At 32.4% G+C, this 21292-nt stretch carries 19 protein-coding genes, 5 tRNA genes and 1 pseudogene; 6 read left to right on the top strand and 19 right to left on the bottom strand.

Annotated elements, in window-relative coordinates:
• The first annotated feature begins 126 nt into the window (after positions 1-126).
• The 3 genes from POF52_RS29995 (at position 127) to POF52_RS29985 (ending at position 1596) form a co-directional block, all read left to right on the top strand.
• The gene (locus POF52_RS29995; protein WP_271997764.1) at positions 127-390 is read left to right on the top strand and encodes a hypothetical protein; all 264 of its coding nucleotides are present in this window, start codon (positions 127-129) and stop codon (positions 388-390) included.
• A gap of 144 nt (positions 391-534) precedes the next feature.
• Complete coding sequence (locus POF52_RS29990) at positions 535-771, top strand: hypothetical protein (protein WP_271997763.1); 237 nt, start codon at positions 535-537, stop codon at positions 769-771.
• A 342-nt stretch (positions 772-1113) separates the two neighbouring features.
• Complete coding sequence (locus POF52_RS29985; protein ID WP_271997760.1) at positions 1114-1596, top strand: hypothetical protein; 483 nt, start codon at positions 1114-1116, stop codon at positions 1594-1596.
• Between the two features lie 80 nt (positions 1597-1676).
• Here the strand turns inward: POF52_RS29985 and POF52_RS29980 are convergent, their stop codons facing one another.
• Positions 1677-1913, bottom strand: a complete 237-nt coding sequence (locus POF52_RS29980; RefSeq protein ID WP_271997758.1) for a hypothetical protein — start codon at positions 1911-1913, stop codon at positions 1677-1679.
• A 246-nt stretch (positions 1914-2159) separates the two neighbouring features.
• Between POF52_RS29980 and POF52_RS29975 the strand changes: the two genes are divergently transcribed.
• Both POF52_RS29975 and POF52_RS29970 read left to right on the top strand, forming a co-directional pair.
• Positions 2160-3764, top strand: coding sequence for a putative polysaccharide biosynthesis protein (locus tag POF52_RS29975; RefSeq protein WP_271997755.1), 1605 nt, complete (start codon positions 2160-2162; stop codon positions 3762-3764).
• Positions 3765-3790: 26 nt separating this feature from the next.
• Positions 3791-4180 (top strand): hypothetical protein, encoded by a 390-nt coding sequence (locus tag POF52_RS29970; protein ID WP_271997753.1) that lies wholly within the window; start codon positions 3791-3793, stop codon positions 4178-4180.
• A 349-nt stretch (positions 4181-4529) separates the two neighbouring features.
• Here POF52_RS29970 and POF52_RS29965 read toward each other — a convergent pair whose 3' ends face one another.
• The 8 genes and pseudogenes from POF52_RS29965 to fsa form a co-directional block, all read right to left on the bottom strand.
• Entirely contained in the window at positions 4530-5126 is a 597-nt protein-coding gene (locus tag POF52_RS29965; RefSeq protein WP_271997751.1) for a DUF3105 domain-containing protein, read from the bottom strand.
• Between the two features lie 62 nt (positions 5127-5188).
• Positions 5189-7363, bottom strand: coding sequence for a peptidase domain-containing ABC transporter (locus POF52_RS29960; protein ID WP_271997748.1), 2175 nt, complete (start codon positions 7361-7363; stop codon positions 5189-5191).
• 90 nt (positions 7364-7453) lie between these two features.
• On the bottom strand, positions 7454-7636 hold the full coding sequence (locus tag POF52_RS29955; RefSeq protein WP_271997745.1) for a hypothetical protein: 183 nt from the start codon (positions 7634-7636) through the stop codon (positions 7454-7456).
• A gap of 1408 nt (positions 7637-9044) precedes the next feature.
• A complete protein-coding gene (locus POF52_RS29950) occupies positions 9045-9206 on the bottom strand; it encodes a paeninodin family lasso peptide (RefSeq protein ID WP_271997742.1) in 162 nt (53 codons plus the stop codon).
• A gap of 29 nt (positions 9207-9235) precedes the next feature.
• Positions 9236-12841 (bottom strand): OmpL47-type beta-barrel domain-containing protein, encoded by a 3606-nt coding sequence (locus tag POF52_RS29945; protein WP_271997740.1) that lies wholly within the window; start codon positions 12839-12841, stop codon positions 9236-9238.
• Positions 12842-13749: 908 nt separating this feature from the next.
• Positions 13750-13968 (bottom strand): hypothetical protein, encoded by a 219-nt coding sequence (locus POF52_RS29940; RefSeq protein WP_271997738.1) that lies wholly within the window; start codon positions 13966-13968, stop codon positions 13750-13752.
• Positions 13969-14058: 90 nt separating this feature from the next.
• A pseudogene (locus POF52_RS31205) lies at positions 14059-14133 on the bottom strand (hypothetical protein); the annotation flags it as partial.
• A gap of 580 nt (positions 14134-14713) precedes the next feature.
• On the bottom strand, positions 14714-15382 hold the full coding sequence (fsa, locus tag POF52_RS29935; RefSeq protein ID WP_057274208.1) for a fructose-6-phosphate aldolase: 669 nt from the start codon (positions 15380-15382) through the stop codon (positions 14714-14716).
• A gap of 320 nt (positions 15383-15702) precedes the next feature.
• On the opposite strand from fsa, the gene POF52_RS29930 reads away from it, so the two are divergent.
• Positions 15703-16530 (top strand): HAD family hydrolase, encoded by an 828-nt coding sequence (locus POF52_RS29930; RefSeq protein ID WP_221789472.1) that lies wholly within the window; start codon positions 15703-15705, stop codon positions 16528-16530.
• A 797-nt stretch (positions 16531-17327) separates the two neighbouring features.
• On the opposite strand, the gene POF52_RS29925 is transcribed toward POF52_RS29930, so the two are convergent.
• The 10 genes from POF52_RS29925 to POF52_RS29880 form a co-directional block, all read right to left on the bottom strand.
• Positions 17328-17708: a hypothetical protein gene (locus tag POF52_RS29925; RefSeq protein ID WP_271997727.1), complete on the bottom strand. Its 381-nt coding sequence runs from the start codon at positions 17706-17708 to the stop codon at positions 17328-17330.
• A gap of 17 nt (positions 17709-17725) precedes the next feature.
• Complete coding sequence (locus POF52_RS29920; protein ID WP_271997724.1) at positions 17726-18910, bottom strand: Alp7A family actin-like protein; 1185 nt, start codon at positions 18908-18910, stop codon at positions 17726-17728.
• A 562-nt stretch (positions 18911-19472) separates the two neighbouring features.
• On the bottom strand, positions 19473-19679 hold the full coding sequence (locus POF52_RS29915; RefSeq protein ID WP_176586271.1) for a hypothetical protein: 207 nt from the start codon (positions 19677-19679) through the stop codon (positions 19473-19475).
• Positions 19680-19726: 47 nt separating this feature from the next.
• Positions 19727-20077, bottom strand: a complete 351-nt coding sequence (locus POF52_RS29910) for a hypothetical protein (protein ID WP_176586270.1) — start codon at positions 20075-20077, stop codon at positions 19727-19729.
• Positions 20078-20206: 129 nt separating this feature from the next.
• Positions 20207-20521, bottom strand: a complete 315-nt coding sequence (locus tag POF52_RS29905; protein ID WP_176586269.1) for a hypothetical protein — start codon at positions 20519-20521, stop codon at positions 20207-20209.
• Positions 20522-20657: 136 nt separating this feature from the next.
• Positions 20658-20729: transfer RNA gene (locus tag POF52_RS29900), tRNA-Glu, on the bottom strand.
• A gap of 83 nt (positions 20730-20812) precedes the next feature.
• Positions 20813-20888, bottom strand: a tRNA-Phe gene (locus POF52_RS29895).
• 10 nt (positions 20889-20898) lie between these two features.
• A tRNA-Arg gene (locus POF52_RS29890) sits at positions 20899-20975 on the bottom strand.
• Positions 20976-20984: 9 nt separating this feature from the next.
• Positions 20985-21057, bottom strand: a tRNA-Lys gene (locus POF52_RS29885).
• Between the two features lie 7 nt (positions 21058-21064).
• Positions 21065-21140: transfer RNA gene (locus POF52_RS29880), tRNA-Val, on the bottom strand.
• Positions 21141-21292: the final 152 nt, after the last annotated feature.

Genomic DNA, 21292 nt, shown 5'->3' with positions numbered 1-21292 from the left:
AGTATTATGTAAACCTGTTTTGTATATGATATTCATATTTAATTTCTATAAAAAGGGTAGTTTGCTTAGATAACTTCTGTTAAATTAAAGTAATTAAGGTATATAAAGTTATGTAAGGGGCATTTCATGAAGAAGAAAAGTGGTTTAAAATCATTTTGGAATCTTAGTATTATCGCAACTATAATTTTTGCTTTTATTCCAAAGGTTGGTATTAGGATTGAAGGACCTTATCATTATTTTGGCTTTCCTGCTGATTGTTTAATATATTATAAAGGTCCAAGATTAACTCCTGATATAATAGGCATCGTATTTAATATTGCTTTCTTTTATTTTGTTTTCTTTATTTTAAACAAAATATTTAACAAGATTTTAAGAAGTACCATAAGGTAATGAGGAAAGGAGCACATTAAGTGCTCTTTTTGGTTCTTGTAATTTTGATTATGGTAACTAGATTTGTATATAGTATCCATTATAAAATTAAGTTAAAATATTCATTGTATGTAATTAAATTCATAATAGTAAGGGGCAAGTTGCTTGTTAAAATTTATAGAAAAAGGTTTCTCCTATGGATTGATCTTAGGAGTATCATTAGGTGTTTTAATAGTTCCATATAAAGAGGTTGTATCGGTAGATGATAGTACAACAGAAACAACATATTTAAATCTTATTGATTTTATTATTCCTCTAATTCGCTTTAGTGTGGTTATAGCTTTACTCGGAGCAGCAATAGGATTTTTCCTTTACCAACGTAGAAAAAAGAGCTTGGACTAATAAGTTTAAGCTCTTTTTTGTGCCTAGAACGAACCTTATGTAAACTAGGTCTGTATACGATATACATGATTTTAGCGTCTCTTTTTATCATGATCTTTTTGAGTGTCTTTTATTGTTTTAGCCATAGCGAAGAATATTATTAATACTATAATGAGCCCAAGTATAATTCCTCCAAACAATAGGATTACCCCTTCCTAACTTCCTATTTTTGTTAATTATATCATATAGGTTAATAAGGAGTTCTATGTCGTTTAGGTGCCGATAAAATCCATTATGGTAATTATAAATGTACGACCCATACATGAGATAATAAGCATAGAAAACGTTAAAGGAGAAACGGCTTTGAAGATAGAGAAACGGAGATTCGCAGAGAAAGCGTTAAAGCATTTACTTGTTGGTAGTCAAATGGATGGAATAAAGTTCGCGTCTGAGGTTTCCGCCATTTCGTTGATCTTTACTTACTATGATCGAACAGAAAATGATGCATTCATTTTAACAATTGAAACAGCCTGGACAGTATACGACGAGGTTCCACTTGTCTATCCATCTTTGGAGAAAGAAGTCCCCACACATACTGAAGAACAGCACTTTAAGCATATTTGGGATGTAAAGAGACAAAAAATAGTGGATGTACATTTAGGTCATCGGTCGCCTCATCTTATTATTTTGTTTGAATCAGGTAGTGTTTTGTTTGTAAATGGTCATGATACGAACTATGAATGTTGGCAACTAGGTGATCATTGGGGAGGAAGTGACAATGAGTGGCTTTTAGTTGCCGTTCCAGGAGATGATATAGCTGTTTGGTCTCCTGAACACTTTGAATAAATCCCCAGAATACCCGTTATGTAAATTAAGTTTATTTATTATATACAAATAAAAGAGGATCTCAAGAAGATCCTCTTTCGTTACATGATAATAGTAGTTCCCACTGTTACAAAGGACAAACCAATTAATATGGTTAAGCTTTTGATTATACGCCACGGAGATTTACTTAATAATCTAAATAAAAATTCAAATTCAAAGTAACCACTTACTCCGATAGGAATCTGGTTTTTATAATCTTTTTTCTCCATCTTAAATAATGAAGAATACAGAATAAAAACCCCCCAACTAATAGCTAATATCCCTATAAATGTTCCCAATCCTTTCACCTCTAATTTCAAATGGTTAAATTAATATTTTATGGGTTTTTATTACATATAAAGTATACTATGCTTGTTTTCAATTTTAAATATTTATTGGTTTCACATTTATTTTTTTCGTTCCTATATCGCACAATATGTTAACAGAAAAGCTAGAACGAATATATTTTAAAATATAAATTTAAATATTTACTAATTTATGTAATAATTGTATATGTTTATTTCATAAATTAGGAGAATTTTTACATGGACACTAAGTTTATTCGAGGTACGTTCTTTTTAACTGCCTCCACTCTTATTTCTAAGATATTAGGTTTTATCTACATCATTCCCTTTACTGCATTAGTAGGTAACTCGGGCTATGCATTATATAAGTACGCCTATGGCCCCTACACATTAATGTTGAGTATCTCTACCATGGGCCTCCCACTTGCTGTTTCCAAATTTGTATCAAAGTACAATGGAATGGGAAATTATCGTGCAGGACAAGATTTATTAAAGTTTGGACTTTATCTCATGATTTTTACAGGGATGTTATCCAGTATTATTCTATATTCACTTGCACCCTTTTTGGCAGAAATGGTCATAAGTAAACATGATTCAACAGGAAATAAACTAGAAGACGTTATATATGTGATCAGGTTAGTCAGTTTTGCTCTTCTAATTGTCCCTCCAATGAGTCTCTTGAGAGGATACTTTCAAGGAAATCAATCGATGGGACCCTCTGCTCTAAGTACGATTTTAGAACAAGTGGTAAGAGTAATTTTTATCGTTCTGGGTGCTTATATTGTTATCAAATTTGGTCATAGTGTGACAGAAGCTGTAGGCATTGGTACATTTGGAGCATTTGTTGGGGCCATAGCTGGCTTAGGCTTTCTAATATTTATTTATCATAAGCGCCGCAGCCTAATAAAAAAGCAAGTAACAGACAGCGATTCTAATCAAAGAATCAAGCCTTTACCAATGTTTAAAGAGTTAATTAGCTATGCTATCCCCTTTGTCCTTGTTGGACTAGCAATACCTATTTATCAAAACATTGATACATTTACGATTAACGTATTATTTCAATCTATAGGGTACAAACAAGATCAAGCTGAGAGTATTAATTCAGTAATTGGTCTTGCTCAGATATTAGTTATGGTCCCTGTATCTCTAGCCACTGCATTTGGAATGTCTTTGCTTCCAGGCATTACTTCTTCTTACGTAAAAGGCAATTTAAAAGAAGTTAAAGAAAAGATGAATAAAACATTTCAAATCTTAATGTTCTTTACGTTACCTGCAGCCATTGGTCTATGTTTACTAGGAAAGCCAATTTATATCATGATCTTTGGTGTGAATAATAGTCCAGTTTTAGGTGGTGTTATCCTTCAATGGTACGCTCCGATGGCTATCTTATTTGCTTTGTTTACAGTAACTGCTTCTATTCTTCAAGGTATTAACCAACAGAAGAAAGTGATTATCGGCATGTTTTTAGGAATTGTTATTAAACTTATTTTAAACTTTATTTTGCTTACTACCTTTAAAGAAGTTGGTCCCGTTCTTGCTACATACGGAGGATACACGGTTTCGGTTTTATATAATTTCTACCTTATAAAAAAAGCGATTAATTACAAGTTGTTTCCTTTAGTACGAGCACTTGCTTTACCTGTCTCGTTAGTAATTGTAATGTCACTAGTCGTATTAATAGCGAACTATCTTGTAACGAATTATTTAGCAGCGAAACTTAGTATGTATCATTTAGCTATTACTACATCTCTATTCTGTGTCTTTGTGGGGGGAATTGTATATATAGGAATGAGTTTAAAAACAAAAACGTTAAGAGAGGTCTTGGTAAGAAGGAAAAATGCATAAACAAGCGTCTCTGAAAGGAAAGAATAATGGATAAAATAAAAAAGGTTTTAGTGTTATTTTTAGCTATCCTTATATCAACCATTATAGTACTCTCCGTTATCTTTATTAACTGGGAGCATATCTTTGGTGACACCCGACCTATAGCAAATGCTAAAGCGATGTACCAATTAGAATTTAAAGATAAGGATATAGCTGAAACAACAGATGTTGATAATAACATTATGTATGTAGTACCTAAAGGACATTTAGATACGTACATCGAAATGATGATAGAGAAAGGGTACACTTTAACAGAAAAAGATGATAAACATCACACACTTTTATTGAAAAAAGGAAATAATTTCACAGAAATCTCTTATAAAGGGCTTACTTCTAGATATACCTTAATAGGTAGTCCATTCCTAAAGGAAGTTTAAAGTCTTATTACTAGAAGTTATAGGAAGTGGCAACTTAGTATAAAAAGTTGCTACTTTTTATTTTTGATAATTAGCCTTACATATAAAAAAAGAATCCTTTGCGAGTATGCAAAGGATTTTCAAATTTATTGGAATAGGGGGAATACGTTATTAGTCTGTCCAGATTTGTAGATTCATATACATATACCTTTAAAAGCAAATGTTTTCGTTAACTATATTTATAGAAAATGAACATATCTACGTTTTATTGTTCGTTAAGTAAAAACTAAATTACTTTATTTATTATTAAGGTTTCACTATTTACTCTAATTGATGACAAATAGCGTCCATTTCTACACTAAAGCCTAGGTTATCGATGGTCAATTTTTTCAGGTCCTTTATAAATATAATCATATATAAATTGTTTGATTTTTTTTTCATTAAAAGATTGTAAATTCAACATTTTGGTCCACGCTGTTAACACTACAGCTTCTTTTATTTGAGAATTTGGAACCACTTCTATTCCTGATCCCTTATATATAATTTCACTTAATTCTTTTAGTTGCTTCAATTCGTTTTTCTTTAACAATGAGGCATTATAATAAATTACAATATCACCGTGTTCGAGACTATGAACTAAGTTTTCAAAAGGGACAGGGCTCTTATAAAACCCATAATCAGCCGGGGTAGGGTTATGATTTCCTGAAGTAGGTGGGAATGTTTTATAAGTCACTTTTTCTTTTGTATGTTTCCTTCCTTCCGATGGAAAAGTTTTTACATCAATATCTGTATTTTGGTCTAAAAATTCTATATTTTGCAGCTTAGCTTTATAACCTAAATAACTGAATCCTATTAGAAACAATATGAGAGTAGCTAAAATAGAAGCTAAAACAACAATAATTTTCTTTTTCTTATGGTTCGTATTGCTTTTCTGAATTAATATCTTTTCATTTCTCAATGCTTTCATTAATTTAAAATCCTCTTCTCTATTTAAGACTCTATTACTCTATTACTATATTGTCATTAGTATTATAGGGGTACTTGACAGTTCCACATTTCATAATACGACCCCTTTTGTTTCATAAGATTTTCGTGATTTCCATTTTCAATTACTTTTCCATCTTTCATAACAAATATCTCATCGCATCTTACAATAGTGCTGAGTCTATGCGCAATAATAATTGTTGTTATATTTTCGCTTATTGCCCATAAGGTCTCCTGAATATCCTTTTCTGTTACGGTATCCAAGTTACTTGTAGCTTCATCTAGAATGAGAATATCTGGATTCTTTAAAATAGCCCTAGCAATAGCTAATCTTTGCTTTTGTCCTCCTGAGAGAGTGGCTCCATATTCACCTATCATAGTTTCATACCCAAGTTCTAATTGACTTATATAATTATGTAACCGAGCCTTTTTAGCTACCTCAATAACTTTTTCCATCGTAATACTTGGATTGTTCATGGTGATATTTTCTTTAATTGATCCGTTAAAAATAAAAACATCTTGTGGTACGTAAGCTATATTCTCTCTTAAATTTTTCTTCGCTATATCATGTATATTATGACCATCTATCAAGATTTCTCCATTCTCAATATTGTAATAAGATAAAATAAGCTTAGCTATTGTACTTTTACCAGATCCACTTTCTCCTACCAGGGCAACCTTCCTCCCTGCTTTTATATTTAAACTGAAGTTTTGTAGTATTGTTTTTCTCGTCCCATATCTAAAAGTTATATCTTTAAATACAATATCACCTTTAAATTTGTAAATATTTTTTCTAGTTTCATTTTCAATTTCTTCAACATCTAAATCTAATATTTCCCATAATCTTTCTGTAGCCACTAGGCCTTCTTGGATAGTGGGTTGTAATTTAATTAAATTTTGTAAGGGATCTAAGAAGTAAATCAATAAAGTATTAAATGTTATTAACTCTCCAACTGTCATATTACCTTTAAGAACCTGTATACCTCCTACCCATAAGATAACAACTTCTCCTATCATCTTTAACGATATATCTAATGAAGATTGAATATTTGTTTTGAAACCTAATTCAAAGGTAGTTTTTAATAACTTCCTAAATTTCGTTTCTGTGGTATATATAGCTTTCTGTTCTGCAGCAAAGGCTTTAATTGTAGACATGCCATTTATACTTTCGATAAGTTGGGATTCAAGCTCCGCACTATGTTTCATCTCTTTTTTATTCAATTTTGTATAGATATTTTTAAAGGATTGAACTAATAGTAAATAAAAAGGTACTATTATTAAGGACACTACAAAGAGTATTTTATTAATAATAAATAATATTACAACACTGAAAATTACCATTAATAAATCGATTAATAAAGAAATTGTAGATTCAGCAACTGAATTTTTAATTCGTTGTACATCTGTCATCCTTGATAGAATTTCTCCAGTTTTTCTAGATTCAAAGAAATTCATTGGAAGTTTTAGTACATGTTTATAGTACTGAATGGCCAAATTTAGTTCTATTTTTTGAGTGAAATATAGTAATAAATGATTTCTTATAGCATTTGAAAGAACTTGACATATAATTAGAGCTATCATTCCTAAAGAAATAAGATGTAATTTATTTCTAAGTCCTTTAGCTAATACATCATCAATTAATATTTGAAAATAGAACGAGGAAAGTATTCCCAAAGATATAAAGACAATAGATAATAAAAAGATAAAAATAAAAATTTTCTTATTCGATAACAAAATAGGTTTAATTCTTTGAAAGTTACTTTGTTTATGAATTCCCCCTATAAAACTTTCAGTTGGAATCATTAGAATTAATATATGATTCCAAATTTCATAGAATTTTTCATGTGTGTACTTTTGGATTCCTTCCGCTGGATCAGCAATTATAATATAATTCTCATTTACCTCATGGATTACTACATAATGCAACAAATTCCCATAAGAAGACTCTATAGTTACGTTCGCAATCGCAGGAAACATTATTTTTTTGTCGAAAAGTGTTGCTTTTGTTACTTTTATAGCTTTAGCAGTAAACCCCAATTTTTCAGCAGCCTTTACTACCCCAAGTGCACTTGTACCATCTGCGTCTGTTCCAGCATATTCTCTTATTTTAGCTATAGATAAATCCAAATCATATTGCAAAGCAATTGTAGCAATACAAGCAACTCCACAATCAGTAATATCGTGTTGTTTTACACAATGATATTTCTTTTTAAATTTCATAGAAAAATCCTCTTTAGAAATTATTTAATAAATTTTAACCACAATAAATCCAAGGGTGCCAAATATTTGGCACCCTTGGATTTATTGTTATTATTTTTTAAAAATTGCTTTAATGCCTATTTTAACTCCAGTTTTAAAACCGGCCATAAAATAACAATCTTTAAAAGGATTAAGGTTTTTAACACTTGTAGTACATGCTCCACCATTAACCTGTAGCATCTCTTTTTCATTCATAACTGTAGAGTTATGCGGTACATATAACTTGTTATTCATTTCATCTACCTCCATTTTTATGTAAAATTACCAGCCATATTAATATACAATGAAATATATATTTTTTCAATATGTATTTAGGTTTTTTTTACTACATAATTGGAATTATTGTATGTATTTATAATTAATAAACAAGTTAATTTATTCTATTATTATAGGTCTAAAGATTATGCAAAAACACAATTTCTCTCTATTATTTTTATACATTAATTTTTAACAAATAAACTATATTTAACAATTTCGTTTATTTTTTTTCACACTAAACAAAAAAACCTACTGTATTTAAAATACCGGAAACCTTTATCCTTATTTTTCAGCTTGCATACCCACTTATTGTTTCCTAAGTAAGGGTAAGTGCAGGTTAGAGGTATAATATTACATATTAATAGTCTAATGTTACTATATTACTTGGCATTTAAAATTATAATCCTTGCAACAAATTTATTCTCCTAAATTGATTCGAATTACACAAACGTTACCATACTAAAATAATGTATCATCCATTATAATAATTTGTTTGAATTTGATGAATTTTTTGATTACTATACATAACTTGTATGATATGATTCACTTGACCTTACGATCTTTTTTGAAATAAAGAGGTAGCTTTCATCCCAAATCACGCTAATATAAATAATTAGGGTTCTGTGAAAAAACTTAAGAGGAATTGCTCTGGAGTTTGCACTAGAATCGAAAAATAGTAAGAAGAGATAAAATTCCCTAGCACCCAAGGGCTCCCAATCAACTTAAACCTGACAATCAAGAAAAGAACCTAGCTTTTCTGTTTCTTTTCTTGATTAAATTTGTAAAAGGATATTTACCACGGTTTAATTGTTTTGATTGCTAAAGCGAGGATGCCTATAAGTAATAAAGATACTAGGAAAAATGTAATACCTCCCCACCGAAGTACAGAATTTTGAAATAGTATAACGCAAATAATAAAAGGTAGAGAGATATAAAAAATCCATTGCCAGATTGGATTTGATTCATAGAAATACACTATAACATTTGGCGGTTTAAGCCATCCAAACCAAAAATAATATATTCCTACTACAATTCCAATTACAGCAATAAGTACTTGTATAATTCGTAAATTTATAATCCCCACTCCCTTTCTTAACAATCGAAGGCTTTGATAATAATTTAGCTTATCCCTTCAACAAAAATTTAAATACCTTATTGTATATTCCTATCTTTTAAAGATTATATAATTTTTAATATTATACACATTATTATGTTTTAAAGATGGAAGGATTTTAGATTAATATTTTAGAAAAACAGGTAAAAGGGGAGAATAATTGAATTTTATATATTTCATAACCCCTAGAAAGGAGTAGATAACAAAAGGCCGTCAATTGGAGCATCAGACAGCCTTTTGTTATATGATTTAACTAATTACCCAAGTACTTTAACTTTCTCCAATCCATTGATTCTTCCAGAATCCATTTTCCTCATCTCCAACCCAGATAAATTCCCAAAATTCAGTTTTTCCAACATCCAATATTTCTAACTCTGGTTTTTTCCAAACCTTTTTAGTCTGATTTTTATTGTCCTTTAAAAAGTTATTCATTTTCTATCTCCTATTTACAATTTGTCAAATTAATATTTTCCTGCCCCAGTGAAGGTTCCTTTATCAAAATCCATCTTATTAAATGGCTCTATATTTTCTGCTTTATCTGTACTAAAATACTCTACTGTATGGGTTGTTCCTGCAGATATTGTAAAAGGTTCTGTATATGGTTCCCATTTTCCACCGTTGACACGGTATTGGGTAATTTTAACCTCAGAACCATTCTGGTTGTCTGTAGCCTGAAGCGAAACTGTAAATCCCTTAATGTATTGTTTGCCAGCACTTGTTTTTGCATATATTGGGTCAAGGTGATATTTAGTTACCGGTGCAGTTTTATCAACCTTAACAATATAAGTATGTGCGTTTTCCACATTTTCAGCTACATCCACTGAACGATACTGAACTTCATAAACTCCTTCTTCATTGAAAGGAATTGCATCAGTATAGTTAATCCACGTTTTTCCTTTATCCAATGAATATTCAATACGCTGCAAACCGGACAACGAGTCTGAAGCTTGCAAACTAACTTGTACATTACCTTTAAACCATTCATCAGAATTTGGTTGAACTGAGGTACTCATCTTAGTGACAGGTGAATTTTTATCAATATTGATATTATTTGAAATTGCATCAGAATGATTTCTATTTTTGTCGAACGCTACCATATCAATATGGTTCTGACCTTCCTCTATCTTGAGTGGTTTCTCATAAATTGACTGACTACTTGAGTTGTTTAATACATACTCAATTTGCTGTACACCGGACATATCGTCATGTGCTAATGCTGTAACTACAACATCACTGTTATACCAACCACTGTCTGTTTGATTTCCATCAACCTTTACATTAATAGCTGGTGGTGTATCATCAGAATTATTTGCTCCATCAATTACAGCCGTCGGTTCAATAATCTTGTCAATCTCACCATCGCCATCACTATCCAATTTTAATTTGATGCCATTTTCCATGTCAGTATTCGCTTCAATAACAGTTTTTGAAGTAATGGGGACATGATCAAAACGTACAGTTTTAACAACAACATTGTTTTCATCATACTGTTGTTCTGTAAAAGTCATTTCTCCTTTATCAGTACCTATCATTTTGACTTTATAGTTATCGCTATCTTCCAGTAAAGCAAATTTTCGGTCTCCAAATACATATTCGCTTCCATATTCATTTTCTTCATCAAAGGAACCGTCGGAGTTTGGTCCTAGATGCTGATTGTTAGAATCCACTATATGTAAATCCACAGGACATTCTACTTTAAGTTTGAGGGTTTTAGTTTGAATAGGTGTGCGATGAACTCCTCTAGCAAGTTCATCAGGTTTACCCCCCAGAATTGACTCGACCTGTTTAATTACACTCCCTTGACCCGGTAATTTAGAATGTTTTCCAGAATAATAATAGGTGCGTGTAGGATCTACATGCGCCCCAATGTTAGCACTAATTACAGGTACAGTATCGTCCCCATTAATTGGATCAATATCATCTGTACCATCATATTTATAACTTCCATCTTTCTGCTTTTCGTATTTCTCACGCACTTTTCCTATAGTTTTTTTTTGGTCTCCAATAATAAAATAGGAATCGACTGATTCAAGAGTTGAATCAAAGTCAAAATCTTGGAATTCTTCAGCCTTTTGCATTAAATTTTTTCTTGCCCAGGGTCTTGAGAAAATGAAATTCTTCGTTTCATTGTATGTGCTAACATTCTCATATTTGTTGCGGTGAAACCATCCATTATCATAGTGTCTAGTAATATAATAGTTATTATTATAAGTAAAGTACCGATTTTCTGGTAATAGTTCATAAACAGATGTTGAATTTGCAGAAAGCGTTTTAAGTTCATCCCCAATAGCCCAATTTTCTAATGCGTTTAAAAGTTTTCCCGTTTCAAAACCGTAGAAAGCTTTTGGAGCCCCTAAATAAGGCGTACCTATTGTAACCAACTTGTCAACTTTATCAGAATTACCATCAGCAATATATCTGGAAGCTACTAATCCTCCCATGGAGTGAGCGACAATTGATACACGATCTACATCTAAATCATCAATAAATTCACTTAACCGTTTTGCGTTTTCCTTATTATCAAGTCTCCAGTCATACCCAAATGTTTCTACTTCATAACCTCCCTCATCATGAAGCTGTTCAACAATTTCACCATAAAAATCATCGAGAGGGATGCCAGGCTCAATGTTCTCAATGGAATTACCATCTTGATCTAAAGTCAACCGTTTAACGTCTTCTTTAGCATGAGTGATGCGCGGTTTCCATACTCTTTTGGTTCCTCCATCTTGTATTTCATTTAACTCGGTACCCATGATCCCCGGAATGAAAACCACTGTATTGCTAGGCTTCTGACTGATTTGTGGAATATGTATAGACCTAGCTACAGTTTTAGATTCAGTATTGTCTGCACTTACCGTAACCGAATAACTAAGATCTTTTGGTTTGGATGTAGGTTCTATTTGAACTTTCCATGATATCATTTGCTCTTGTCCCACAGTAAGATTTCCTAGTTCAGTACTCGCTTTATCTTCATCAACAAGGTGTAAGCCTTTAGGTAAATTTATATTAGCTACTACATTTTTTGCATCACCATTTCCGACATTATTAACATAGGCTGTTATTGTAAAAGGATTTGGAGAATAAGAGTCTCCATTTGCTTTAACGTTCGTATCACCTGTAACAGATAATCCAAGAGGAGGGCGTAAATCCTGTGTAAAAGAACTTAATCCATAATACGTAACAAAGTCTTTAGATTCTCCAGGCGCTAATGAATTTGGATTCCAATAGACACTTACCGCACTATCTCCGGTATACGAATCCTTTTGTATTTGGTAATTCCACGGATTATTATACACTTGGGACCAGCTTGTAAATTGTACTTTATCTGGCTTTTCATTATTTGATTCATACAAAGTCCCCTGCGAAGTTACTGTTGGATTCGTCAAGCTGTCAAATGCTTGCCAATATTGTGGAATCTGGTTATCTAATAATTCGGTTTCAGTATTTACAGAACCAATACCTGGTATACGAAAAGGAGCTGCATCATTACTTCCAAGCATAGTATCCATCATAATTCTCATACCTACGTCATGTTTAGAATTATCATTATTGGTTATTGTGTAATGAATTTGTACTGTATCGTTACGATTGGTATTTGTATTATGCACAATAGAAACTTTTTGTGTGATTTTAAGATTGCCAATAGTTTCACTGGAACTATTGCTTAATTGATCTTCATCATCAATTGGTAGGTCTTTATTTGGGCTAAACACTGATATGTCCCCATCAATGTTAAGTGTTGTGTAAGAACTCCAAGGAGATGGGTGTCCGTATAGCATATTATGATTATCATCATTTGGATTATCTGGATCCCCACCCGTTGTTCCCATAGTAAATCTTCCATCATTAGCTACAATAAAACCTAAAAAAGAATTTGATGGGTCAGTAAAGGCCTCTTCTCTACCAATTTCGCTCTTCCATTTTGCGTAATTGACTGGATCAGTTGGCGGTTGACTAGGTAATACTTGAGGTGCAGTTCCTGCTTCGACCAGTTGTGGATAGCTTGCTGTCAGTGATATTAGCACGAATAATATGAGGGAAAATAATGTTTTTCCTAATCCTTTCAAATCGTTTCTCCTCCTCTTTACAACTTAATAAAGAACAAATACATTATAACACGTTCTTTATTAAGAATGATTCTTTAGGATTATATATTTTGAAAATTATAACTTCTATTAATTATAAAAACGAAAAATGTAATAAATATATATACTTTAAGACTATTTAAATGGGATTTTTTATAATTTTATAGTAGATTTTTAATTTCATTAGATTTTTAGACCGTACCTTATTCACCTTCAAAAGTTATTTATTAAGGGAGTTTTGGGAACTGTTGATTGTAGTAATTTAATAAGAGCCTAATAGAATAGAAAAGAGTGATTAACATGAAAGGGAAACCGTTGGAGGAAATCAATCTTGATAAAGTATACGACTATGCTGAATTCACAGATAAGTTTAGTAGCAGATGTAATCACTGCAACTCAATTTACTTCAAAATTTATGTAAAGGGTGGCATTTTCTTACGTAACTGTCGCGAATGTGGGATGGAGAAAAATATATAAATGTAGATGATTGTACAGCAAAAAGAGAAGATTTTAATCCTTCTCTTTTTTATTTTAATCTTTTTAGAACTTAGAGCATATGTTTTGCAATGTTACTGTCCTGACTCTCATGACTTTATATTCTTATTTCCTCAATTAAGAATCATTTTTCCAATCATGTGCCTTTTGCTCTTGTGAAAAATGATAGGCTGTTTCGTAGGAATTATTTTAGATAATACCAATTAATAAATAATACACCCCACACTATTTTTCTGTCCGTACTTATAATACAATCAGTTCTTATTATTTAAAGTAGGAGAAATATAAATACCTATATAGTCAATACAAAGCTACTTGTATCAAATTTATTTAGAGAAAGATGTTTAGGATCTGGAGCAAAGATTAGGTCTATTTGAACGTAAACCAAATAAACTTTAAATCACAATTTTTAATAGTTGATAAATAAGCTTCATTTTGTTTGTAACCGGATCTTCTACCGAGATGCTACGGGCAAACTGCTCTTTTTCTACGTCTTTCTTCACAAAAGGCTGAAATAGTGCACTATTTTGTTGGGCAGGATAAAAATGACGCTTACTCGGTTTGCGCCCGACTTCATATGTGCACTTAAACGCGTCTAGATCTGCCTCATTCACAAAATACCAATTGATTTCCCAGTATTCTTCTTGAAACCCCGATAACAGTTCTTGTTTAATATATTTATTGACTGTTGTGACCGAGATATCGAGTTGATGCGCTACCTCTTTTGTCGTAAGTCCAGGCTTTTTTAACTCTTTTTGTAATCGACGGACATCTTCAATATTAATAGTATTTAACTTTCCTTGTTGAATATATGTATAAATGGTTTTTTGGTTAAATGACTAACATTTCCATCATATCTTTAATGGGAATAATTTTAACAAGATCATTAATCATGTCATACACACTTAATCTTATTCTATTAATTAGTAATTAATTATAATATTTTATAAAAAATTACATGTTGAAAGTTTTTATAAATAACATGTAAATATTAAAACTTACTTATATAAATTCGTGTTTTAATATTTACTCTTAATGACGACAAATACGCAGTTTTTCTACAAGATATATAATAGGTAACACTACTTTTAATAAAATAGGTTAACTATTACTTATTATTAATAACATTAAATTTTATTTATATAAAATCATATTGTAAATTTCATTAGTTATTATGAATAAACTTCTAATCAGATATATCGAAAAAATTTATATTATTATTCTAATTTAGGCAAAGGCAAGAAAAGAGAAGAGAAATAAAAAAGGATGCCCGTAGGCATCCATATGACAAAAAATAAAATATATCTACAATATTATACTCAATCAGCTATTACACTTAATATTAAAATTCAAATTTCTTTAGTTTTTAACAGCTTTTTCCCAATCAGTTGCAAATTTTTCAATTCCTTGTTCTGTTAAAGGATGCTTTACTAATTGCTCGATAACAGAGTATGGAATTGTTGCGATATGAGCACCAGCCATTGCTACACGAGTTACATGGTCTGGATGTCTTACAGATGCAGCAATGATTTGAGAATCGATATTTTGAACACGGAATAATTCTGCAATTCTGGATACTAAGTGTACTCCATCCTCAGAGATATCATCTAATCGTCCTAAAAAAGGAGAAACATAGGTTGCCCCAGCACGAGCAGCTAAAAGAGCTTGATTCACTGTGAAAATAAGTGTTACATTTGTTTTTACACCTTTTTTAGAAAGATAACGAGTAGCTTCTAATCCAGCTAACGTCATAGGAAGTTTAATCGTAATATTTTTATCGCCATCATTAATTTTAATTAATTCTTCAGCTTGAGCAATCATATCTTCAGCTGTAATTGCATCAGGTGTTACCTCTGCTGAAACAGATTCAACTTCTGGCACCATTTGAAGGATTTCTTCAATACGATCTTCAAATCTTACGCCTTCTTTTGCTACTAGAGATGGATTGGTTGTAACGCCAGATAAAACGCCCACTTTGTATGCTTTCTTAATGTCTTCAAGGTTTGCAGTATCAATAAAAAATTTCATGATTTCTTTCCCCCAATAGTTTGAAAGTCAAAATGTACTTTTTCTTTACAATAGAGCTATATGTATGAAATCTATACTTTCCCAGGCTTCAAGATAGCTGACGACCCTCTTTTATACTATCTGAAATTACCACGATTATAAAGTAAAACGCTTTCTGATTTAGTGGTAGCAGATCCCGAAGCAGGGATTAAACGTTTCATACCGAATTTTTATAATTAGAGAAGGTATGATTTAATATAGCTATCCTAGTTATTTTTAAAAATAAGGTAACTTTAGTTCGTACAAAAGACTAAAGAGGAGAAAGGACTTAAGATTAAACAATGAAATGTATTTCAATTGATTTAGATGGTACGTTATTAAACTCTCAACATGAAATATCTGAAGAAAATGTGAAAACCTTAAAAGAATTGCAACAGCAAGGACATAGCATTATTTTGAATACAGGCCGAGCCTATGCAGACGTAATTAAACTGAAGGCAGTACAAAATATGGAAGTTCCTATTTTTTGTATTAACGGTTCTGTTTTATATTCAAAAACAAGAGAATTGCTGTATGAGGCAACTATATCTGTTTCTACATATAAAAAAATATTTTCAATTCTACATAAAATTGGTGTAGGAATTCTTGTATACACTAATTATGGTGGCTTTCCTTCAACTTTGCCTCCATTACATAATAAAAGCAAGGAAGAGCTCGCCACTCTTTTTCAAGAATACAATTACGATGAAATTCTAAATAAAAACAACCTTAAAATCTATAAACTAATTGCTTTGGTACAGTACGAGCAATTGGAAAAAGTCGAAGAAGTAAAAAGGGCATTAGCTAATCAATTTGATATTTCGATGGCTTCTTCTTTTCCTAATAACGTAGAAATCACTTCAAACGAAGCGCATAAAGGAAAGGCTATATTGCGTTACCAACAGATGATGAATCTTGATTTTGAAGAGATTTTTGCTTTCGGAGATGGAGGCAACGATCTTGCTCAATTCGAGGTAGCAACTACTTCAGTTGCTATGGGAAATGCTCCCCTAGACATCCAACAAAAAGCTGATTTCATAACTAAAACAAATGATGAAGATGGGTTTGCCTATGCAGTGAACCATCTTTTAAAACTAACAAAAACACAAGATGTCATATCCGTGATATAACGCTAAATTATGCCCGTTTCTTTTAAAAACCTATACATCCGTACATTCTATAAAGATTCAGTTAAGTCACTCTAAAAGGGTGGCTTTTTTAGAAGGTTTTTAACCTTTAATTTATCAATTGTAGTTAATTAAGCCCGATTGGAAAATATAACCTATTTAGCTAGCATGTTCAATAAAATGAAAAGAAATAAGGGCGTTACTTCCTTGTAATAGTCTTATCACTGTATCTGTGTTTTTCGCTTGTCACGTGAAATTTTATTGCCTCCAACCATCTAAATAGATGTACCTTTTCGAACTATCTATATTGAACAACCTCAATCATAAATTAACTATACACAGTCAAGGGGACTCTGGTGCAGAAGTGTTGAAATATTGTTACTCAAAAGCTATTAGAAAAAATATCCTTTATTTCGTAGTTAACTGTCTATTTATTACAATTCTGAGTATTTCTTATAATACTGTTTTTAGTGAAGGAGTCGGGGGGATTGAAAAAAATCATATACTGGATTATTTTTATTTTTTTGATTGTAGCTTATGTGACGGACATAGAAAACATTAACTTAAAGGATTTATTCCCTTTATCACACGAAAATACTACATCCTATGATAAATAAAGGAACTCGCCAAAGTAGGAGCAGGTTTAAGCCTGCTTTTGCTACATAAATGTTTCATAGCTAGGGAAATATTTATATAAATGGTTTATATACTATCTAAGATGAATGAATCACGGCCTTATGAGTGTAGTGATATGTAAAACAGAAAAAACCACTAGGATGGATTCTAGTGGTTTTTTCTGTTTAAAAATCGTTATATTCTTCTAAGTCGTCATCGTCTAAGGAGCCAGATATATTTTCTAAATCTGCAATCTTTCCTTCTTTTAGTGGTGGAACCTTTGAAGAAGGCTCTTCTTCTTTGAAGGAATCGTTTCCTACAAAACCTGTTGTTTTTGCTAATGTTTTTAAATCAGCTAATTCATTCTTGATATGTTCAAGCATTTCGTAGGTTTTTTTGTCTTCGATTGCTTTTTTTCCAGTAGATGAATCATTTAGATCACGTAAAATTAAAGATGAAATATAGTCCCCTAACCTACGCGATTTAGCATGTTTAGCTAGTTTATGATACACTTCATCACTCAATCGATTTGTCTTAATCGTAAACGCATTTTGACGCTCTGACATCCCTATCACCTACGTTGTTAGGATTTAACGGCTTTCTTTTCTGCTACTTGCTTCTTTTGAACGTAACCAATACTACGGATCTCTAAGCCAAATAAATTTAAGTGGCGGCTATCTTGGGGAACCTTATGATACTTCTCCGTACGTTCTTCTCCAATTTTTTCACGCATACTATTCATGATAGCTACTTCTAAAGTAGGAGCTACTCCACCGCAGTATACATACTTACGTAGTTTATTCGCTGGTGGTGGTGCAACATCATTTAATTTAGCTAATAAGATCTCCACATATTCTCTTAATGAAGATTTAATTGTACTTGTTAAATCAATGGATTCACCTGTATTCTCGTTTTTTAATACAAACTTTTGCTTGCTGTAGTTATCAAGAATAAATTGGTCAAAGGCACGTAAGTCTGTGAATAATTCTAGAAATTTCTCTTTACGCAATTTATCAATATGCGCTAAATAAGGAATGCCTTCAATGCTTTGGAACGATTCACGGCTATTGGCAGCCTTCAATCCTTCAGGTAGAATAACCACATCAATGGAACCTCCACCAATGTCCACCATGACCGTTTCACATTCTACATACTCATTCGCATCTTCACGATCTTGAAGTGTTAAGTCTTTTTTTAACGCAAAGCGTGCACTCTCTCCCTCTTTTAAGCATGCACTTTCTTCTACTACTACTTTTAACGTATTTTCAAAACCTGGCGTATGCACGGTAAACGTATGGTCGCCTAAGAAACGATTGGCCATAGCTTTTTGAGCTGCTCCAAATGTGCTCTCTTTCTTAAGTAGCCAGATTGGTAACATGGTAGAAAAATAGTCAATTTCAATTGTATTGTCTTTTTTATTTTTCGCATGTAACGCATGGTAATACGCAATGGCAGCTAAAAAGGTGATGTATGGAATATGACTTGTAATTTTATTATGTAATTTATTAATATGATTATTAGCCAGCAATTGACTAGCTGCAATGTCTCCTACTAAGAAATAACGCTCTTTCTCTTCGCCCTTAATGGTTGTAGAAAGTAAAATGCGCTTCTTAAATTCTTCTGGAGCCGTAACAGCATCTGTAAAAAACGAGTCTGCAGCATCCTTTTGGAGTTCAACTACATTCGTTGGAAAATCAAATAGATATCCATCCATAATGTTCATATCAACAGAGTTCCCGCAATCTTTATTAAAACGTGAAATTTTCATTTCTAAACACCTCATCTTTTAAGTTGAACTTATATTCAACTTATTGTACTTGATATAGGATAAATATTCAATACGTGGGAGCAATTTAGTTATCTACAAAACATTACATATATCAACAATTATGCAAATTAAGTGGAACTTGTATCCCCTACGATATTCCAATCCATTATCTTATGTACCTTACTTTATATCACCAATATAAAAAGAGTCTGCACCAAAAAAGGACGTCTGCAAAGATCACTGCTGTAGCATTTACGAAGAAAGTAGGAATGAAAAGGCGATATTTTATAATAAGGTAAAAGCTTACAGGGTAAGGAAGTAATCCCCTTTTGTATCTCTATGGTGTTGGACATGCTAGCAAAATAGGTGATGCTTGCTATTTGTAGTTCCTCCAATGCAAGCAATAGGTTACTTGTCTTTTTTCTAAACTGAACATCTCGACACTGAACCCATTCACAGAAAAACTTTTAGAGTTTGCGTAAGAAAGTAGTAATTCACTTAAGTTCACACATATAGCTCTGGTAAAAACACTTTAATCCAAAAAAACACCCTGAAAGGATGCTTAATAGTTAGCCTGTAAAGCTTCAATTTTTTTCTTAAGTTTTTGGCTTTCCTCCTCTAATTCAATGATTCTATCTTGGAGTTCTTTATTATCCCAGTTGTTTTCCAGCTCTTCAGATAATTCCATCCGCTTTTTATGGATTTCAATTCGTTGTTTAGCCATTTCTTCTACTTCTTTATTTAATTGAAATTGTTCGTATGGATTCATATGTATTCCTCCTTTATTTTTACTTTCAACATAAACAGGCAATCCCTTTAAAATAAAGTCCAATGAGTGTTTCCCACAAACATAGTGACAGCCCCGAACGCACTAGCAATAAAGCTAAAATTCCATACAGTTCGCATCCAAACTACCAAAGATCCATATGTCTTCCTGAAGGCTACTTCACGCATAAAGATGAGATAAAGTACTGTAAACCCATATACACCAAATGCTACCCATTGAAAAGTTTCTTGAATTTGAGGGGCTACCAAGGCAACTGCTACTAAAGCTACAGTGAAAATGAGGTTCACAACCATAAAAAAGCTTACAAAACGCATCCACTTAAACCCTTTCTCATACAGTTTACCTGCATCCTGGTCTTCTTGTTTTAATTCTTCCATCATTCATTGCCCCTAGTATTAGTATTTTTAAGCTTAGAAGATTAGCAGCTAGTATTTTGAAGTTTTTGCATTAGAATTTCATATCGTATTTAATTAAAAGCAGTTTACAAATGTAAGCTGCTTTTTTACTGACTACTTAGACTGAAAAATTGCTTCTTTAACATACACTTTGTAGTCAATAATTGCATCCTCTATTATGGGCAGTTCACTTTCTGAATTGATATATCCAGCTAATGGTTTCGTACTTGCCTCAAAATAAGGGAGTTCTTCGTCAAGAGAAAACTTAATACTGTCTTCATTTAGTGATAACATGTCAACTATGGTGTCAGTACTTATTTCTTCTAAATACAGTTCTTTTGCTGAAATGATATTTATAGTGCCCACACATTTTAAGTCCACCACTTTAAAGCCTTTATCTAACAGTTCTTTCACTAAATCTTTAGGCATCTAAAACCCTCCTTAATACTTACTAATTTTCGACATAAAGAGAGGGATTCCTTTAGAATAACGTCCAGGGACTATTACACATGAGCATGTATAAAAAAAAGAGCAGTTTGCATTTGCAAACTGCTCTTTTTTTTGATGACCCGTACGGGATTCGAACCCGTGTTACCGCCGTGAAAGGGCGGTGTCTTAACCGCTTGACCAACGGGCCAGTATGATTCCATAGTTATAACTCAAAGCTAAAAAAACAATAGGTTAACAATGAATAGCTTCCTATTAAGCTACTGTAAAATATGGTGGCTCGGGACGGAATCGAACCGCCGACACAAGGATTTTCAGTCCTTTGCTCTACCAACTGAGCTACCGAGCCTTTAAGTAAATGGCGCGCCCGAGAGGAGTCGAACCTCTAACCTTTTGATCCGTAGTCAAACGCTCTATCCAATTGAGCTACGGGCGCTTATTAAAATGAGCCATGAAGGACTCGAACCTTCGACCCTCTGATTAAAAGTCAGATGCTCTACCAACTGAGCTAATGGCTCGAAAAAATGGTGGAGGATGACGGGATCGAACCGCCGACCCCCTGCTTGTAAGGCAGGTGCTCTCCCAGCTGAGCTAATCCTCCAAAAAAATCTATATAAGCGCTACGAATAGCGTTATTTTCATTACTTATAATAGAATGTTCCAAATAAAAAACCCCTATGCTCTTTTACAAGAGGATAATAAGGGTCCTTATCATTGAATTGCCTGGCAACGTCCTACTCTCACAGGGACAAT

The organism is Priestia sp. AB (assembly GCF_028369225.1).
GTDB classification, from domain to species: Bacteria; Bacillota; Bacilli; order Bacillales; family Bacillaceae_H; genus Priestia; species Priestia megaterium.
The sequence above is the reverse complement of the archived record's forward strand: the minus strand, read 5'-3'. Positions and strand labels throughout refer to the sequence as shown.

Excerpts from the sequence above, each read along its gene's own strand:
- POF52_RS29925 (WP_271997727.1), bottom strand. The coding sequence starts at position 17,708 with ATGTCAGAGCGTCAAAATGCGTTTACGATTAAGACAAATCGATTGAGT.
- POF52_RS29915 (WP_176586271.1), bottom strand. The coding sequence starts at position 19,679 with ATGAATCCATACGAACAATTTCAATTAAATAAAGAAGTAGAAGAAATG.
- POF52_RS29965 (WP_271997751.1), bottom strand. The coding sequence starts at position 5,126 with ATGAAAGCATTGAGAAATGAAAAGATATTAATTCAGAAAAGCAATACG.
- POF52_RS29920 (WP_271997724.1), bottom strand. The coding sequence starts at position 18,910 with ATGAAAATTTCACGTTTTAATAAAGATTGCGGGAACTCTGTTGATATG.
- POF52_RS29955 (WP_271997745.1), bottom strand. The coding sequence starts at position 7,636 with ATGAATAACAAGTTATATGTACCGCATAACTCTACAGTTATGAATGAA.
- POF52_RS29975 (WP_271997755.1), top strand. The coding sequence starts at position 2,160 with ATGGACACTAAGTTTATTCGAGGTACGTTCTTTTTAACTGCCTCCACT.
- POF52_RS29910 (WP_176586270.1), bottom strand. The coding sequence starts at position 20,077 with ATGATGGAAGAATTAAAACAAGAAGACCAGGATGCAGGTAAACTGTAT.
- POF52_RS29960 (WP_271997748.1), bottom strand. The coding sequence starts at position 7,363 with ATGAAATTTAAAAAGAAATATCATTGTGTAAAACAACACGATATTACT.
- POF52_RS29970 (WP_271997753.1), top strand. The coding sequence starts at position 3,791 with ATGGATAAAATAAAAAAGGTTTTAGTGTTATTTTTAGCTATCCTTATA.
- POF52_RS29930 (WP_221789472.1), top strand. The coding sequence starts at position 15,703 with ATGAAATGTATTTCAATTGATTTAGATGGTACGTTATTAAACTCTCAA.
- POF52_RS29905 (WP_176586269.1), bottom strand. The coding sequence starts at position 20,521 with ATGCCTAAAGATTTAGTGAAAGAACTGTTAGATAAAGGCTTTAAAGTG.
- POF52_RS29995 (WP_271997764.1), top strand. The coding sequence starts at position 127 with ATGAAGAAGAAAAGTGGTTTAAAATCATTTTGGAATCTTAGTATTATC.
- fsa (WP_057274208.1), bottom strand. The coding sequence starts at position 15,382 with ATGAAATTTTTTATTGATACTGCAAACCTTGAAGACATTAAGAAAGCA.
- POF52_RS29950 (WP_271997742.1), bottom strand. The coding sequence starts at position 9,206 with ATGAATAACTTTTTAAAGGACAATAAAAATCAGACTAAAAAGGTTTGG.